Annotated in this window: 13 protein-coding genes; all 13 read right to left on the bottom strand. The window is 59.3% G+C overall.

The window, feature by feature from the left end; genetic code table 11:
- Positions 1-3 precede the first annotated feature (3 nt).
- The 13 genes from hisB to pyrH all read right to left on the bottom strand — a co-directional run bounded on the left by hisB (position 4) and on the right by pyrH (position 16,149).
- Complete coding sequence (gene hisB / locus DWZ82_RS09550; protein WP_118480434.1) at positions 4-579, bottom strand: imidazoleglycerol-phosphate dehydratase HisB; 576 nt, start codon at positions 577-579, stop codon at positions 4-6.
- Positions 566-1,867, bottom strand: a complete 1,302-nt coding sequence (gene hisD / locus DWZ82_RS09545) for a histidinol dehydrogenase (RefSeq protein WP_118480432.1) — start codon at positions 1,865-1,867, stop codon at positions 566-568. The genes hisB and hisD overlap by 14 nt, the downstream gene beginning before the upstream one ends.
- Before the next feature lie 108 nt (positions 1,868-1,975).
- Positions 1,976-3,610 carry an ATP phosphoribosyltransferase regulatory subunit gene (gene hisZ / locus DWZ82_RS16055; protein ID WP_118480430.1) on the bottom strand — a complete coding sequence of 545 codons (1,635 nt, stop codon included), beginning with the start codon at positions 3,608-3,610 and terminating at the stop codon, positions 1,976-1,978.
- Between the two features lie 85 nt (positions 3,611-3,695).
- Entirely contained in the window at positions 3,696-4,676 is a 981-nt protein-coding gene (locus DWZ82_RS09535) for a DUF3658 domain-containing protein (protein ID WP_118480428.1), read from the bottom strand.
- Positions 4,663-5,004, bottom strand: coding sequence for a DUF6054 family protein (locus DWZ82_RS09530; protein WP_118285354.1), 342 nt, complete (start codon positions 5,002-5,004; stop codon positions 4,663-4,665). Before DWZ82_RS09530 ends, DWZ82_RS09535 begins: the two co-directional genes overlap by 14 nt.
- A gap of 15 nt (positions 5,005-5,019) precedes the next feature.
- Positions 5,020-9,393 (bottom strand): PolC-type DNA polymerase III, encoded by a 4,374-nt coding sequence (locus DWZ82_RS09525; protein WP_243022922.1) that lies wholly within the window; start codon positions 9,391-9,393, stop codon positions 5,020-5,022.
- A 2-nt stretch (positions 9,394-9,395) separates the two neighbouring features.
- Positions 9,396-10,451 carry a flavodoxin-dependent (E)-4-hydroxy-3-methylbut-2-enyl-diphosphate synthase gene (gene ispG / locus DWZ82_RS09520; protein WP_118480426.1) on the bottom strand — a complete coding sequence of 352 codons (1,056 nt, stop codon included), beginning with the start codon at positions 10,449-10,451 and terminating at the stop codon, positions 9,396-9,398.
- Positions 10,452-10,572: 121 nt separating this feature from the next.
- Positions 10,573-11,613 (bottom strand): RIP metalloprotease RseP, encoded by a 1,041-nt coding sequence (gene rseP, locus DWZ82_RS09515; protein WP_158575165.1) that lies wholly within the window; start codon positions 11,611-11,613, stop codon positions 10,573-10,575.
- A 17-nt stretch (positions 11,614-11,630) separates the two neighbouring features.
- Positions 11,631-12,767: a 1-deoxy-D-xylulose-5-phosphate reductoisomerase gene (locus DWZ82_RS09510; RefSeq protein WP_418986412.1), complete on the bottom strand. Its 1,137-nt coding sequence runs from the start codon at positions 12,765-12,767 to the stop codon at positions 11,631-11,633.
- A gap of 129 nt (positions 12,768-12,896) precedes the next feature.
- Complete coding sequence (locus DWZ82_RS09505) at positions 12,897-13,715, bottom strand: phosphatidate cytidylyltransferase (RefSeq protein WP_117491075.1); 819 nt, start codon at positions 13,713-13,715, stop codon at positions 12,897-12,899.
- A 23-nt stretch (positions 13,716-13,738) separates the two neighbouring features.
- Entirely contained in the window at positions 13,739-14,413 is a 675-nt protein-coding gene (gene uppS / locus DWZ82_RS09500; RefSeq protein ID WP_242988199.1) for a polyprenyl diphosphate synthase, read from the bottom strand.
- A gap of 459 nt (positions 14,414-14,872) precedes the next feature.
- The gene (gene frr, locus DWZ82_RS09495; RefSeq protein ID WP_117555167.1) at positions 14,873-15,427 is read right to left on the bottom strand and encodes a ribosome recycling factor; all 555 of its coding nucleotides are present in this window, start codon (positions 15,425-15,427) and stop codon (positions 14,873-14,875) included.
- Entirely contained in the window at positions 15,427-16,149 is a 723-nt protein-coding gene (pyrH, locus tag DWZ82_RS09490; RefSeq protein ID WP_110436479.1) for a UMP kinase, read from the bottom strand. The genes frr and pyrH overlap by 1 nt, the downstream gene beginning before the upstream one ends.
- Positions 16,150-16,307 lie beyond the last annotated feature (158 nt).

Here is a 16,307-nt window from a genome sequence, read left to right as displayed (position 1 = left end):
AATTTAGAGAACACCCTTCGCACTCAAAACGCCACCGCCGGTAACCGCAACAGCCTGCTTGAGCGCGCGTGCAAGCGCCTTGAACAGCGCCTCTGTAATATGGTGCGCGTTCTCGCCGTACTCGCACTTGAGGTGCAGCGTCAGTCCGGCGTGTACCGCCAGCGCACGCATGAACTCGACCGTCAGGCAGGTGTCGTACTGACCGCACATCGGCTGCGGCATGGGTGCGTCGAACACGAGGTACGGGCGGCCGGAGATATCCAGCGCGCAGAAGCCGAGCGCCTCATCCATCGGCACGAACGCCTGACCGAAGCGCGCGATTCCGGCCTTATCACCGACGCATTCTGCCAGTGCCTGACCGAGCGCGATGCCGCAGTCCTCGACCGAATGGTGACCGTCCACCTCCAGATCGCCCTTGCAGGTGAGCGTGAGACCGAAGCCGGAATGCACGGCAAAGCTGTTGAGCATATGGTCAAAAAAGCCGATGCCGGTGTCGATTTTGCGGTCGCCGCCCTCGAGCGTCAGCTTGAGCGAAATGTCGGTTTCCTTGGTCTTTCGTTTAATTTCAGCGGTTCTCATCGTTGTTTTCCTCCGCAAAGCGCACCGCGATGGAGTTTGCGTGCGCGTCCAGATGCTCGCTCTGCGCGAGCGCGATAATATCCTGTGCATAGCTTTCGAGCGCGTCCCGCGTGTACTCGATAACGCTGGTTTTCTTCAAAAACGTGTCGGTAGACAGCGGCGAGAAGAATCTTGCCGTGCCCGATGTCGGCAGAACATGACACGGGCCTGCCATGTAGTCACCGAGCGGCTCCGGCGCATACTGACCGAGGAAGATCGCGCCTGCGTTGTGCAGGTACGGCAGCAGCTCACGCGGAGCGGCGGTCACGACCTCCAGATGCTCGGGAGCGACCACATCAGCCATCCTGCAGGCGTCCTTCAGGTCGTCAAACACGATGGCGCAGCCGTAATTCGCAACGCTCTCCTTGATGATGTCCCACCGCGGGAGGAGCTTTGCCTGCCGCTCCATCTCGCAGGAAATCGCCTGCGCCTGCGCCATGGAATCGGTCAGCAGGACGGCGGAAGCCAGCTTGTCGTGCTCGGCCTGACTGAGCAGGTCGGCGGCAACGTAAGTCGGGTTGGCGGTGTGATCGGCAATGACCAGCACCTCGGACGGACCGGCGATCATGTCGATATCGACCGTGCCGAACGCCAGCTTCTTGGCTGCCGCAACAAAGGCGTTGCCCGGGCCGACGATCTTGTCCACCTGTGGGATAAAGCCCGCGCCGTAGGTCAGCGCAGCAATCGCCTGCGTGCCGCCGATGGCGATAACGGTATCTACACCGGCGATTTTCGCCGCCGCAAGCACTTCGTTGGACATGTTTTCGGTCGGCGGCGTTACCATGATCAGCTCACCGACACCGGCAACCTTGGCCGGAATGGCGTTCATCAGCACGCTCGACGGGTACGCTGCCGTGCCGCCCGGCACATAAATGCCGACGCGCGAAAGCCCGCGCACGGTCTGACCGAGCGTTTCGCCCCCCGAGCGGTTCCACTCCCACGTTTTGACGAGCATCTGCTCGTGGTAGTCGCGGATGTTCGTCGCCGCCTTTTCCAGCGCCGCGATCAGCTTCGGGTCGCAGGCGTTGTACGCATCGTCCAGCACCTTCGGCTCGACAATGTACGGCGCCTTGCCGTCAAACCGCTCGGCGTACTCCACGACCGCATCCCAGCCGCGCTGCTGTACGTCCGCCATCACACCGCGGACAATCTGCTCAATATCGCCGCGCGCACCAGCCGCACGGGCTTTCATTTCGCGGATGACCTGCTGCTCTGCCTGTCCGTCCGCGAGGACTGTTTTCATAAACATTGTGGTATTCCCCTTTTGTGTCAACCGTTTTCGTCCACCGGCATTGGTATCAATATTCCGCAGGGCACCCCGCCCTATGGATATGATTTATGTTATATAGGTATTGGCTTACCTCTCCAGGCCACTTTCCAGTTCTGCAATAACCTTCTGAATCGCTGCCTTCTTCATCTTCGCGCTGGCGAGATTGACGATAACTCTTGCCGAGATGGGCGCTACATTCTCAACGACCTCGAGGCCGTTCTCCTTGAGCGTCGTGCCGGTCTCCACGATATCCACAATGCCGTCCGCCAGCTCGAGCAGCGGCGCCAGCTCGACCGATCCTTCGATCTTGATAGTCTCAACGTCCATATTCTTCTTATTGAAAAAGGCCTTGGTGACCGCCGGATACTTGGTAGCGATCACCGGGGTCTTATAGCCGCCGTACACGTCCTTGCCCTTCTTGGTGGCGAGGGCGAAGCGGCATTTGCCGAAGCCGAGGTCTACCATTTCATAGAAACTGCCGCCCTTTTCCATGATGGTATCCTTGCCGACCACGCCCATGTCGCACACGCCGTGCTCAACGTAGGTGATTACGTCCGCGGCCTTGGAAAGCACGATCTCCACGCCGCTGTCCGGCAGGGTGAAGATGAGCTTGCGCGTTCCGGCCTCCAGCTCGGAGATATCGTAGCCTGCGGCCTTGAGCAGCGCGAGCGTTTTCTTCTCCAGACGGCCCTTGGTCAGTGCGATACGCACGGTATCCCGGCGGGTTGCGACCTCAGGACGGCTCTGTCCTGCAAGGCTGTCCGCGACGCTCTCCACGTCAATGCCGAAGCCGCCCGCGGGCATATCCTTGCCGAACTTGGCGCACAGCGCGTTGTAACGGCCGCCTGCGAGAATCGCCGCGCCCGCACCGCCGATGTAGCCGCGGAACATGATGCCGGTGTAGTAATCCATCTCGTGGACAAGGCCGAGGTCGATCATGATGCGGTCGCCGTAGCCTGCCTCATCCAGTGCCTGATACAGCCGGCGCAGATAAGCGGTCGCGCCGAGCACGCGCACGTTGCCGGTGAGCGACTCGACCTCGTCGAGCACCTCGATGCCGCCGAACAGATTCGGCATAGCGCTGAGCGCCTTTGCGGCGGGCTTGCCCTTAAACGGCTCAAGTGCGTCACCGAGCGCGGCAAACGACTTGTTCTCGATCAGGCGGCGGATGCCCTCGGCGGACTGTGCATCCGCGCCAAGCTCATCCATCAGCGCCTTGTAGATCTCAGCGTGACCAAGCTCTACGCGGAAGTTGTCCGCACCGGTCTTGCTGAGTGCGGCAAACGCAGCCGTGAGAATGTCCTTGTCGGCCTCCAGACCGTCCGCGCCGATAAATTCCGCGCCGACCTGCAGGAACTCGCCCTTGTGGCCGTGGTCGCCGGACACCGAGCGAAACACCTTCTGGCTGTAATACAGCCGGACCGGCAGCGCTGCGTCATCCAGTCGGGTGGCCGCGATACGCGCGATCGGCGTGGTGTTATCCGGACGCGCCACGCAAATGCGGCCGGACTTGTCGATGATCTTCAGCATCTGATCCTGATCCAGCTCGGGGTTTGCCTGCGCAAATACATCAAAATACTCAACCGCCGGGGTGATGATCTCGCTGTAGCCGCGCTCCTCCAGCGCGTCGCGCACAGCATTTTCCGTCTGCCGCAGCGCACGGCACGAGGAAAATAACAGATCTCGGGTACCCTCCGGGGTGGAAATACGAAAACGGTTCATGGCTCCGCTGCTCCTTTATCGCTTTATCATGATGAAATGATACCATATCAAACCAAGGTCTGTCAAGTCCTTATTTCGCATCCGCTCAGCAGGTGCGCTTGACGCTGACGCCCCAATACGGTGCGCCGCCAGCCTCCTGCGGCTCGGTGCGCACGAGCGCGACCCGTCCTGCATCTGCCAGCGCGCGCAGACGGCGGTAGATCAGCAGGTCACCGACGCGGCTGCACATTTCAGCATCGATCTTTGCCATTGCGCTGCCGATGGCGATGGCCGCTGTTTTTTCTGTCTTGCTGACGCAGGAAAGGATGATCTCGTCGTAGAAATCCTCACCGACCGAGCGCACCTCCCCATTCACGACCGCGCGGAGCATCGCGTCCTCACGCACAAGCTGCGCCCACTGTTCGGCGGCGCGCTGGCGTTCCTCATCGGTGAGCCGCCGCCGCTTTTCCCAGAAATACGGCGCGGCACGATACTCCATCTCGCCGACAAGGCCGTAGCGCACCGTGCCGCCCGCGCGGGTCTCCTGACGCGCCAGCTTTTTGCGTTTTCGCAGATACCACCACGTCAGCGGATGGCGGAACAGCCGCCAATACCACGGTATCTTATCATCCATCATGACGGCGATGGCAGTCGCGCCGCCGATCGTGCCCTCTGGCTCGCGCAGTTCGATGAGCGGCATCTCGCTCACCTCGACCAGCCAGATCGGAACGTCCCTTCCCTGCAAGTGGTTGATAAGGGACAGCATCATGCACCGCTCTGCGGGGCAGTCCTGCGCCGTCCATAGCACGATTTCATCCGCGGTATCGAGCGCAGTCGCCGCCCGCTCGTTCTCGCGCACGAAGGCATCGGACGTGTCCGCATCAAAATCCGCATAGCGTACCCGAAGCATCTGCTCACGCGCCGCCGGATCGTTCCAGTTTTGCAGTGTGCCTTCGCTGAGATCGTCCTGCGGGCCGAAAACCTCGGCTTTTGGGAACACAGAGGGATAGCATATCTGCGCTTCCCGCAGAAGGGCGTGCGCGCTGTCTCCCCAGCAGAACCAGCACGAATGTTTACCGTCTTGCATAGTTCTCCACGATCGGCACCAGCTTTTCCAGAAAGCTCTCCTCGCCGAGGGTATTGAGCTTGAAGAACACGGCCTGACTGCCGCCCGAAGTGATGGCGGAGAGAAACAGATCGCGGTCGTTGCCGACCAGAGTGACATTCATGCTGACGCGGTTGCCGCCCATGTAGCTGTAACGCTCGAACACACGCACCGCGCAGCGGACCGTGCCGTTTGTCCAATCCGAGCCGTTCTCGTAGGACGCAGACATGCTGCCGTTCAGCACGCCGTCCGTTACAAGCTCCAGCAGCTCGTCAAAATTTCCCGTCAGATGCTTTTCGTACTTTGCCATAATCGTCACACCTTTCTAAAAGAGGGTCATCTGCGTTGTTTTCGGCATGGAGCCAAGCGCGCCGATCTGCTCGAGCAGCTCGACGACCGCCTTGGACGCCTTCGGGCACCGGACGATCAGCTCTTCCGCCGAGAGGAACTTACCATTCTTTCTCTCCTCCACGATGCTGAGCGCCGCCTGCTCACCGATGCCCGGCATGGATGTAAACGGCGGAATCAAACCGGTTTCCGTCACGAGAAAGCGCGTTGCGTCCGATTTATAAACGTCCATCGGCTCGAACGTAAATCCGCGCCGGTAAAACTCGTGGCAGACCTCAAGGGTCGTCATCATGTCCTTTTCCGCCGCTGAAATCGTCTTATCGCGCTCCTTGCCGCGCAGTTCGGTCATCTTGTCCAGACAGACCTTGTCGCCCTTGATCATGCAGGACGCATCAAAGCCCTTGGCACGGATGGAAAAGTACGCCGAATAGAACGCAAGCGGACGATGCACCTTGAACCACGCGATACGGAACGCCATCATAACGTAGGCAACGGCGTGCGCCTTCGGGAACATATACTTGATCTTCTTGCACGAGTCGATGTACCACTCGGGCACATGCTGCTCGTTCATGGCGGCTTCCATTTCCTCGGTCAGTCCCTTGCCCTTTCGGACGGACTCCATCGTCTTGAACGACAGCTTGGGCTTGACGCCCTGCAGGATCAGGTAGTTCATAATATCGTCTCGGCAGCAGATACAGCCGGACAGCGGAATGCCCTTGCGGACCAGCTCTGCGGCATTGCCGAGCCAAACGTCCGTGCCGTGCGACAGGCCGGAAATCGAAACCAGCTCCGCGAACGTGGATGGGTGCGTCTCCTTTACCATGCCGCGCACGAACTTGGTGCCGAACTCGGGCACGGCCACACAGCCGAGGTCACCGAGGATCGGATCGGTATCCGGGTTTTCGCCCTTGTACTTAAGCGCCTTGCACGAATGGAACAGGCTCATGGTCTCCGGGTCGTCGAGCGGAATCTCCTGCGCGTTCACGCCGGTGAGGTTCTCCAGATGCTTGATAATGGTCGGGTCATCGTGTCCCAGCTCGTCCAGCTTGAGCAGGTTCGCGTCAATGGAGTGATACTCGAAATGGGTGGTGATGATATCGGAATCCGGGTCATCTGCCGGATGCTGAATCGGACAGACGTCGTAAATCTCAATCTCCTTGGGCACAACGACAACGCCGCCCGGGTGCTGACCCGAGGTGCGGCGCACGCCCGTGCAGCCCGCCGCAAGGCGGTTTTCCTCCGCACGGGAGCACTCAACACCGCGCTCCTCCATGTACTTTTTGACATAACCGAACGCGGTTTTCTCGGCAACCGTGCCGATGGTGCCCGCTCGGAACACATGGTCATGACCGAAGATCTCGCCGGTGTACCAGTGGATGCGCGACTGATACTCGCCCGCAAAGTTCAGGTCGATATCCGGCACCTTGTCGCCCTCAAAGCCGAGGAAGGTCTCGAACGGAATGTTAAAGCCCTGTTTGGTGAGCGGCTTACCGCATTTCGGGCAGATCTTATCGGGCAGATCGACACCGCAGGAGTAATCCTCGTGCCACTCGAGATATTTGTCGTCCGGGCACAGATAGTGCGGGGCGAGCGAATTTACCTCGGTGATATCCGACATGAACGCCGCGAGCGACGAGCCGACCGAACCACGCGAGCCGACCAGATAGCCGTCCGCGAGCGACTTGGTAACCAGCTTCTGCGCGATAATGTACATAACCGCATAGCCGTTGCCGATGATGGAGCCAAGCTCACGGTCAAGCCGTGCCTGCACCGGCTCGGGCAGCGGATCGCCGTAGATACGCTTGGCCTTTTCGTAGCACATGTTGCGCAGGTCGTCCTCACAGCCGTCGATGTGCGGCGGGTAGTTTTCCCTCGGCACCGGACGAATCACGTCACACATGTCGGCGATCATGTTGGTGTTCTTCACGACCACCTCATACGCCCGGTCCTCCCCGAGATAGGAGAACTCCTTCAGCATTTCATCCGTGCTCTTAAAGTACAGCGGCGCCTGATTGTCCGCATCGGAGAAGCCCTGACCCGCCATCAGAATACGGCGGAACGCCTCATCCTCGGGTTCGAGGAAGTGTACGTCACCGGTGGCGCAGCACGGTTTTCCCAATTCATCCGCCAGGCGGAGAATATCGCGGTTCCAGTCGCGCAGCTGCTCCTCGTCCTTCGCCATACCCTTTGCGATCATGAAGTTGTTATTGCCGATCGGCTGAATCTCCAGATAGTCGTAAAACGACGCCAGCCGCTTGATCTCCTCCCACGGCTCGCCCTTGGTCAGCGCGCGGAACACCTCGCCCGCCTCACACGCCGAGCCGAAAATCAGTCCCTCACGGTGACGGATGAGTTCGCTGCGCGGCATAATGGGGCGCTTGTTGTAATATTCCAGAAAGCTCTTGGAAATCAGCTGATACAGGTTGCGCAGTCCCGCCTGGTTCTTCACCAGAATGATAAAGTGATAGCGCGGCAGGTTTTTCAGCTTGTTCTTGCGGTCGGTCGTCGCCGCCAGCACCGGATTGATATCCGCAGTCGTAACCGCGTGCATCTCCTCCCTGAGCCTTTTCAGCAGCTTGACGTAAATGCGGCCGAGCACGGCGGCATCCTCGCTCGCGCGGTGGTGCTCAAACGGGCCGACCTGCAGCTCCTTCGCCAGAATGTTCAGCTTGAACTTGTGCATGTGCGGCAGCATCAGGCGGCTCATCTCGAGGGTATCAATGCTTGTAAACTCCCGCTCGATGCCCAGTCTCTGGCAGGCCGTCCGTAGGAAGCCCATATCGAAGCCTGCGTTGTGCGCCACGAGCGGGTACTGTCCCTCGCCTGCCCATGCGAGGAATTCCGGCACGGCTTTGTCGAGGTCGGGCGCGTCTGCTACCGTCTCGTCCGAAATGCCGGTCAGCTCGGTGATTTCCGGCGGAATCGGCTTGTGCGGGTTGACATAGGTCTGGAAGGAATCGCGAATCTCGCCCTCCACAACGCGCACAGCGGCAATCTCGGTAATTTCCTCGCTCGCCGGATTGAGTCCGGTGGTCTCAAGGTCGAACACGATGAATGTGCCGTCGAGCGGCTCGGCGCTCCTGCCGCGCACGACCGAAATGCTGTTCTCGTCATTGATGTAGTACGCCTCGATGCCATAAATAATCTTCATGTCACCGATGGTGTCCTTCTGCTTGCCCTCCTGCGCGTGCAGCGCTTCGGGGAACGCCTGCGCCACACCGTGGTCGGTAATCGCCATCGCGCGGTGTCCCCACTTGGCGGCGCGGCACAGTAGAGACGCGGTGCTGCTCATGCCGTCCATCGCGCTCATGTTGGTGTGCAGGTGCAGCTCGACGCGCTTCATGCCCTCGTAGGTGTCCTTGCGCTCGGGCTTCTTCGCCTTGACGATGCCGGTCGGCTCGAGCACCATCTCCTTGGCAAAGGTGTCGTACACCATCTTGCCCTGCACGGTGCAGTAGAGTCCCTTCTTGATTTTAGATGCCGTATCGCCCGCCTTGTCCGCCGCAAGGAACTTGGAAACGCGCACGGAATTGGTGCGGTCGGTCATATCAAACGCAATCTTGACGTAATCCTTGCCGGTTTTCTTGCTGTGGATGTCCTTGCTGTCGGTGAAGAACACCTCGCCCTGAATGGTGACCATGTCATAGGCGGCAATCGCCTCGTTGACCGAAATAATGGGGTCCTGAATCAGCTTGCCGAAGATGAGGTCATCCTCGCGCACCTTCTCGGCGCGCGGGCGCTGATAGCCGGTGTGCTGCTGCGGCGCTGGACGCGGCTTTTTCGGCTTGGGCGTTTCCGCCGCAGCTGCCGCCGCCTGCTCCACAGCCTTGTGCAGAATTTCCTCGCGGCTCTCCTCCTGCTCAGGTGCGGGTGCAAAATCCTGTGCGTCCGCGCGGACCGCGTGCACCGGACAGCTGCGGCCCAACTCCCGCTGAATACGCGCCTCCAGATGCCGCAGTGCGTTTGCGAAATGCTTTTCGCTCACCTCGTCCATCGGTATCTGGAGCGCACCGTCCGCAAATTCCCACTTGGTGTGGTCGAGCAGACCCTTGGCTGACGGCATGCGGTACGCCATGTCGTCATACAGCGACTTGATGTACGCATTCGACAGCTCACCCGGCATGTTGTAGCGCGGCTCGATCATCACGCGGTCAAGACCGTAGGTGTCCGCGATCTGCTTTTCCGCCCTGGCGATCACCTTGCGGCTGACAACCTCGTGCAGTCCAAGCTCGACCACCATCACCGTGTTATTATCCCCAAATGCCAGAGAACGCACCTCGCCTGCGGCAAGGTGCTTCTCCTCATTTACACATTTGCAGTTTTGAAAAATATCAATCAGCTTTCCAGCCACGATTATTCTCCTTCATAATGTGCGATTTCGTCCATCAGTGCATCCACAAGCTGCTCCTGCGGCACCTTTTTGATGATCTCGCCGCGGCGGAAGATCAGGCCGACGCCGTCGCCGCCCGCAATGCCGAGATCGGCTTCACGCGCCTCGCCGGGACCGTTTACCACGCAGCCCATAACGGCTACCTTCAGCTTCTTGCCGTGAATGCTCTGGCAGCGCTGCTCGACCTCTTTGGCAATGTCGATAAGGTTGATGCGCGTGCGGCCGCAGGTCGGGCAGGAAACCACGTTGATGCCCTCTTCCGCTCTGCCGACAGCCTTGAGAATCGCCTTTGCCGCGTAGACCTCCTTGACCGGATCGTCGGTCAGGCTCACGCGGATGGTATCACCCACGCCGAGCGCCAGCAGGCCGCCGATGCCGGCAGCCGACTTGATCGTGCCCATGTACTCGGTACCCGCCTCGGTAACGCCGAGGTGCAGCGGATAGTCGGTCTTTTCACTCGCCAGCAGGTACGCCTGCATGGTGTTCGGCACCGAGGACGACTTGATGGAAATGCAGATATCGTCAAAATCGCAGTCGTTCAGCAGACCGACATGGTACAGCGCACTTTCCACCATGGCCTCGGGTGTCGGCCCGCCGAATTTCTCGAGAATGTGCTTCTCCACCGAGCCGGAGTTTACGCCGATGCGGATTGGCAGATGGCGTTCCTTTGCCGCCTTCACGACTGCCTGTACGCGGTCCGCGCCGCCGATGTTGCCCGGATTCAAGCGAATCTTGTCCACGCCGGACTCGATCGCCGCCAGCGCGAGACGGTAGTCAAAGTGGATGTCCGCCACCACCGGCAGCGGCGAGTTCGCGCAGATTTCGCGCAGCGCCTCCGCCGCCTGCATATCCGGTACGGCACAGCGAACAATGTCGCAGCCCGCGTCCGCCAGTGCGCGAATCTGCGCCAGAGTAGCCTTCGCGTCGCGCGTGTCCGTGTTGGTCATGGACTGCACCGCGATGGGCGCGCCGCCGCCAACCAATACGTCCCTTATCTTGATTTGCTTTGTTATTTTCATAGCTCTAACCTCTCACAAATGGAAAATGGAGAATGAAGAATTGTGGTATCGCACTTTGCGCGATGATTGAATAACGGCGCTATGCGCCGCACATTCATTTTCCATTTTCCATTCTCAATTCTCAATTACTGCGCATAAAAATGCGCAGTACGTCCTGCCCGGTCACATACACCATCAGCATAAGCAGAAGCATGAGTCCTGCCGCGTGCACATAGCCCTCATACTTGGGCGGCACGGGCTTGCGGCGAATGCCCTCGATGATGAGGAACACGAGCCGACCGCCGTCCAGTGCAGGCAGCGGCAGCAGGTTCATCACGCCGAGGTTGATCGAGATAAATGCCACAAGCTGGAAGAACGAGATCATGCTGTACTTGGCGGTATCCGCCATGACCTCGGCCACGCCGACCGGACCGGAAAGCTGATCCACGCCGACCTGCCCGCTGACGAGCATGCCCACACTCGACCAGACGAGCCGCGCGTAGTTGACGGCGGTGCGCACGCTCATATTGAGGTGCATGCCAAAGCTGTCGGGCAGCTCCGCAAAGGTGATGCCGATGCGCTTGTTTCCGTTCGCGTCCGTGACTGTCGCTTCGAGCTTGACGGACGGCAGCGTCACCGTTTCACCGTTGCGGCGCACAGTAATTTCATGCGTGGTCGAACCGGTGCGCGCAAGCGCGGTATCGAAATCCGTCCGCACGAGGATGTGGTAGCCGTCGATTTTCAGAATTTCGTCGCCTGCCTCCAGACCGCCGTCTGCGGCGGCGGTGCTCGCCGGATTGACCTCGCTGATGGTGGAGACGATATAGCCGCCGTTCGGTCCGTTCGGACGCATGACCGCCAGCACGATGAGGAATCCCACGAGGAAATTCATCAGCGCGCCCGCACACACGATGAGCATGCGGCGCGGCAGCTTCGCCTTGCCGAAGGCGTGCTCGTTTTCACTTTCACCGTCCTCGCCCTCCATGACGCACGCGCCGCCGAACGGCAGCAGCTTGAGGCAGTACAGCGTGCCTTTATACTCGTGCTTGAGGAGGGTCGGGCCCATGCCGATCCAGAATTCGTTGACCTGCACGCCGCCGCGTTTTGCGGTGATGAAATGTCCGAACTCATGCACGATGACCAGCACGCCGAAGGCGAGGATTGCCAGAATGATTTGCAGCAAAGCGTAGCTCCTTTCGGTCAGCCGAGCACGATCTCGCGCGCGGCTTTGTCCGCCGCCAGAACGTCGTCCAGCGTGATGTCCTTCTTGTACGGAATGGTATCGAGTGCGTATGCAACGCGCTCTGCGATGTCGGTAAAACCGATCTTACCGTTCAAAAACAGACCGACTGCGGCCTCATTTGCACCGTTGAGCACAGCGCCGCGGTCGCCCTTGAGGGAGGCGGCGTGCTTGGCGAGGTTCAGCGCCGGAAACGCCTCGTAGTCGGGTGCATAGAACGTCAGCTTTGCGACCTCCGCGAGCGACATGCGCGGTACCTTGCACGGCACACGCTGCGGCCACGTCAGCGCCAGCTGAATCGGCAGGCGCATATCCGGCAGGCCAAGCTGCGCGATTACCGCTCCGTCCGCAAACTCCACCGCCGAGTGCACGATGCTCTCGCGGTGAACGACAATTTCGATGTCCTCCGGCGGCAGATCATACAGCCACATGGCTTCGATCAGCTCCAGACCCTTGTTCATCATGGTCGCAGAGTCGATCGTGATCTTTGCCCCCATGCTCCAGTTCGGGTGTGCAAGTGCCTGCTCGCGCGTCATGCCGCGCATTTCCTCGATTTTTTTGCCGAAGAACGGACCGCCGGACGCGGTCAGCAGGATTTTATCAATCGGGTTGCCGTTTGCCGCCTGCACGCACTGGAAGATCGCCGAATGCTCGGAATCCACCGGCAGGATGCGCACGCCGTACTGCTTTGCAGCGCTCATCACCAGACCACCCGCGCACACGAGCGTCTCCTTGTTCGCCAGCGCGATATCCTTGCCCGCCTTGATGGCCGCCATCGTCGGCAGCAGGCCGACCATGCCGACAACCGCCGTCACCACGATGTCCGCGCCGCTCTCGGCGGCACAGGCGATCAGACCGTCCATACCGGTCAGAACCTCAATATCCGTGTCCGCCAGCTTGATTTTCAGCTCCTTGGCTGCGTTTTCGTCCATCGCGCAGACCATTTTCGGATGCAGGGCACGCGCCTGCTCCTCCAATAAGTTTATGCGCCGGTTGGTCGTCAATGCGACGACTTCGGCGTCGATCGAAGGCAGAATATCGACCGTTTGCGTGCCGATCGAACCCGTTGAACCTAAAATCGCAATCTTCTTCATTATTTTTCTCCTGTTAAACGATTTGGGATAATGGATAATTGAAAATGGAAAATTGAAAATGGAAAATTGAAAATTATGGTGCCGTGCAAAGCGCGATACCACAATTCCCCATTCTCCATTCTCAATTTTCAATTACCAAATGACTCTAAAGAGCAATTCCGCGAACGGCGCCACGAACAGCACACTGTCGAAGCGGTCAAGCACTCCTCCGTGGCCCGGAAAAATATGTCCATAATCCTTAATGCCGGTCTGGCGCTTGATGACCGAGAACGACAGGTCGCCGATCTCTCCGAGCACCGCGCCGACTGCACCGAGCACGACCGCCGACCAGAGCGGCATTTCAAGGTCAAGCGTCCGGTTCATAATCACAGCCGCGATCAGCACGAGGACGGCACCGCCGACCACGCCGCCGACGGCGCCCTCTACCGTCTTTTTCGGGCTGACGACCGGCGCCAGCTTATGCTTGCCGAACAGCATGCCCGAGAACAGAGCGCAGGTGTCCGCGCCCCAGGCAGCAAGCAGCGGCAGCAGCACGATGAACGAACCGTGGTGGTAGTGCATCTGGAAAATACGCAGCAGGCTGAGCAGCAGGTACGGCACGACAAGTCCGCCGAAAAATGCCCACGAGACCTGCGAAGCCTTCATGACGTCATGATATTTCAGTTCAATGGCGAACGAGCCGAACAGGAGCACCAACACCAGTCCCTGCATCACGCTCTCGAGCCGCAGCGGCAGGATGCTGAAATGACCGACAGCCAGTCCCAGCGAGACGGCCATTGCGAGCAGCAGTTCCAAGTGGTTGCGCACCAGTTTTGTCGAGCCGAGCACCTCATAGGTGGCGAACACGCACAGCGCCGCCACGACAAGCTCCAGCACGATCGGCGGGAACACATACAGCGCCAGCAGCACAAAGGCAAAGCCGAACACGCCAAACAATACTCTTGCTTTCATACGTTTATCACCCTAATTGGATATTATACGCCGCCGAAACGACGGTTTCTGTTGTTAAAATTGTCGATTGCCGCATCCAGATCGGTGGTTTTGAAGTCCGGCCACAGCACATCGGTGAAGTAGTACTCCGAGTAGGCGGACTGCCACAGCAGGAAGTTGGACGTGCGGATCTCGCCCGAAGGACGGATGATGAGGTCGGGATCGGGCATGTGCGCGGTATACAGGTTGGCGGTGATGGTATCCTCGGTGATATCCTCAGGTGCCAGCTCGCCGTTCTTCACCTGCTCCGCGATGGCGCGGACGGCGTTTTTGATCTCGTCACGGCCGCCGTAGTTGATGCACAGCGAAGCCGTTGCCGCGTCCGGACCAAGCCGATCGGCAATCTCGTCCACCTCCGCGATCTGCGCGCGGATATCCTCCGGCAAAACGGTCAGGTCGCCCAGCACGCGCACGGCTACGCCGCGCTCGAACATGGTTTCCGCCGCTTCCTTCAGATAGGAGCGGAACAGGTTCATCAGCGCATCGACTTCATCCTGCGGACGCTTCCAGTTTTCGGTAGAGAATGCATAGACCGTGAAATACTGCACGCCAATGTCCTTGCAGTAGGTGGCAATGGTGCGGAACGTCTCCGCGCCGACCTTGTGACCGGCCTTACGCGGCAGACCGCGTTTCTTGGCCCAGCGGCCGTTGCCGTCCATGATTACCGCAATATGACGCGGCACCGGACGGTTTTCAGGCGCGTTATCCTTCTTTTTTCGTGTGAACAGACCCAACCTGCTTCCTCCCTGTTTGTCCCTCTTGCGGCAGGTTTTCCTGCCAATTTCATGCAAAAGGGCGACGAATCCGCCGCCCCCAATAAACTCTTGCACACGCTGCTTGCAGCGCATAAAATCCCGATTTGCTTGCAAATCGTACCCACATGGCAGGATTTCATTCAGAAATCCGAGCCATTGGCTCGCCCGCAGGCGACCGCCGCTCTGCGGCGGCATCCAATCGCGGCACTCTGTGCCGCACAAAAAGGCCCAGTTTTGCCGGGTCTTTTTGTCCCCCGACCCAGCGCCCGTGGGGCGCGTCATTCGGGTATCGAAGTGCGGTTTCCCCGGAACCGCACTTCGTATATAGGGGGCTTGTGAAGCCCCCTATAAGCGCAGCGGAAGTTATACTTCCGCAAGCTCCTTAGACTTCTTAGCGACCATTGCATCAACTTCCTTGACGTACTTGTCAGTCAGCTTCTGCATCTTGTCCTCGCCGTCGTGCAGCTCGTCCTCGGTGATCTCGCTCTTCTTCTGCGCTGCCTTGAACTTGTCCAGTGCATCGCGGCGGATGTTGCGGAGCGCAACCTTTGCCTCCTCACCGGTCTTGGAAACGCCCTTGATAAGCTCCTTGCGGCGCTCCTCGGTCAGCGGCGGGAAGTTCAGACGGATCTGCTTGCCGTCGTTCTGCGGGTTGATGCCGAGGTCGGAGACCTGGATTGCCTTCTCGATGGCCTTGAGCACCGAACCGTCCCACGGCTGGACGGCCAGCGTGCGCGGGTCGGGAGTAGAGATTGCCGCAACCTGATTCAGCGGGGTCGGTGCACCGTAATACTCAACGGTGATCTTATCGAGAACCGCCGGGTTTGCACGGCCTGCGCGGACTGCTGCCAGCTCCTTGGAGAGCACGTCCAGCGTTTTCTGCATTTTTGCCTCGTGGGACTTGATCTGTTCCTTCATTATTTTACCTCCTCAACGATCGTGCCGATCTTTTCGCCGTTAACAGCGCGGTGAATATTTTCGGGGTCGGAAAGCGCGAATACCAGAATCGGGATATGGTTATCCATGGACAGCGAGGTTGCCGTGGAATCCATAACGCCGAGACCCTGATTGAGCACGTCCATGTAGCTCAGGTGGTCGTACTTCTTGGCATCCGGGTTGACAGCCGGATCGGAATCGTACACGCCGTCTACGTTCTTTGCCAGCAGGATAACATCCGCGCCGATCTCTGCCGCACGCAGAACCGCTGCGGTGTCGGTCGAGAAGAACGGGCAGCCGGTGCCGCAGCCGAAGATAACGACACGGCCCTTTTCCAGATGGCGGGTCGCGCGAGAACGGATGTACGGCTCAGCGATCTTGTTCATCTCGATAGCGGTCTGCACGCGAACGTCCACGCCGCGCTGCTCCAGTGCATCCTGCAGAGCCAGTGCATTGATGGTGGTTGCCAGCATGCCCATGTGGTCCGCGCGGGTGCGCTCCATCTTGCCGCCGCCGTCCTTTACGCCGCGCCAGAAGTTGCCGCCGCCGACAACAATGCCGATCTCGCAGCCCTCTTCGTTGCATTTTTTGATCACATCGCATACCGGACCGATGACATCAAAGTTCAGGCCGAAATGCTTATCGCCCGCAAGGGCTTCGCCGCTGATCTTGATCAGTACGCGCTTATATTTCTGTGCTTCCATGCTCCACACTCCTTATTCTATTCCTGTTTACTATTCTACCCTATTTTCGGAGAATTTGCAACGATTTATATAGCGGCAAATGAATAAAAGGCGAAGCGGTTTGCGCCCTCCGGACGGTTGCAGGCTCCCCTGAAAGGGGAGCTGGCGCAGCTTGCTGC

The organism is Butyricicoccus sp. AF35-5AC (genome assembly GCF_003477715.1).
Taxonomy (GTDB): domain Bacteria; phylum Bacillota; class Clostridia; order Oscillospirales; family Butyricicoccaceae; genus Agathobaculum; species Agathobaculum butyriciproducens.
Note: the sequence above shows the minus strand (reverse complement) of the source record. Positions and strands in the feature narration are given on the sequence as shown.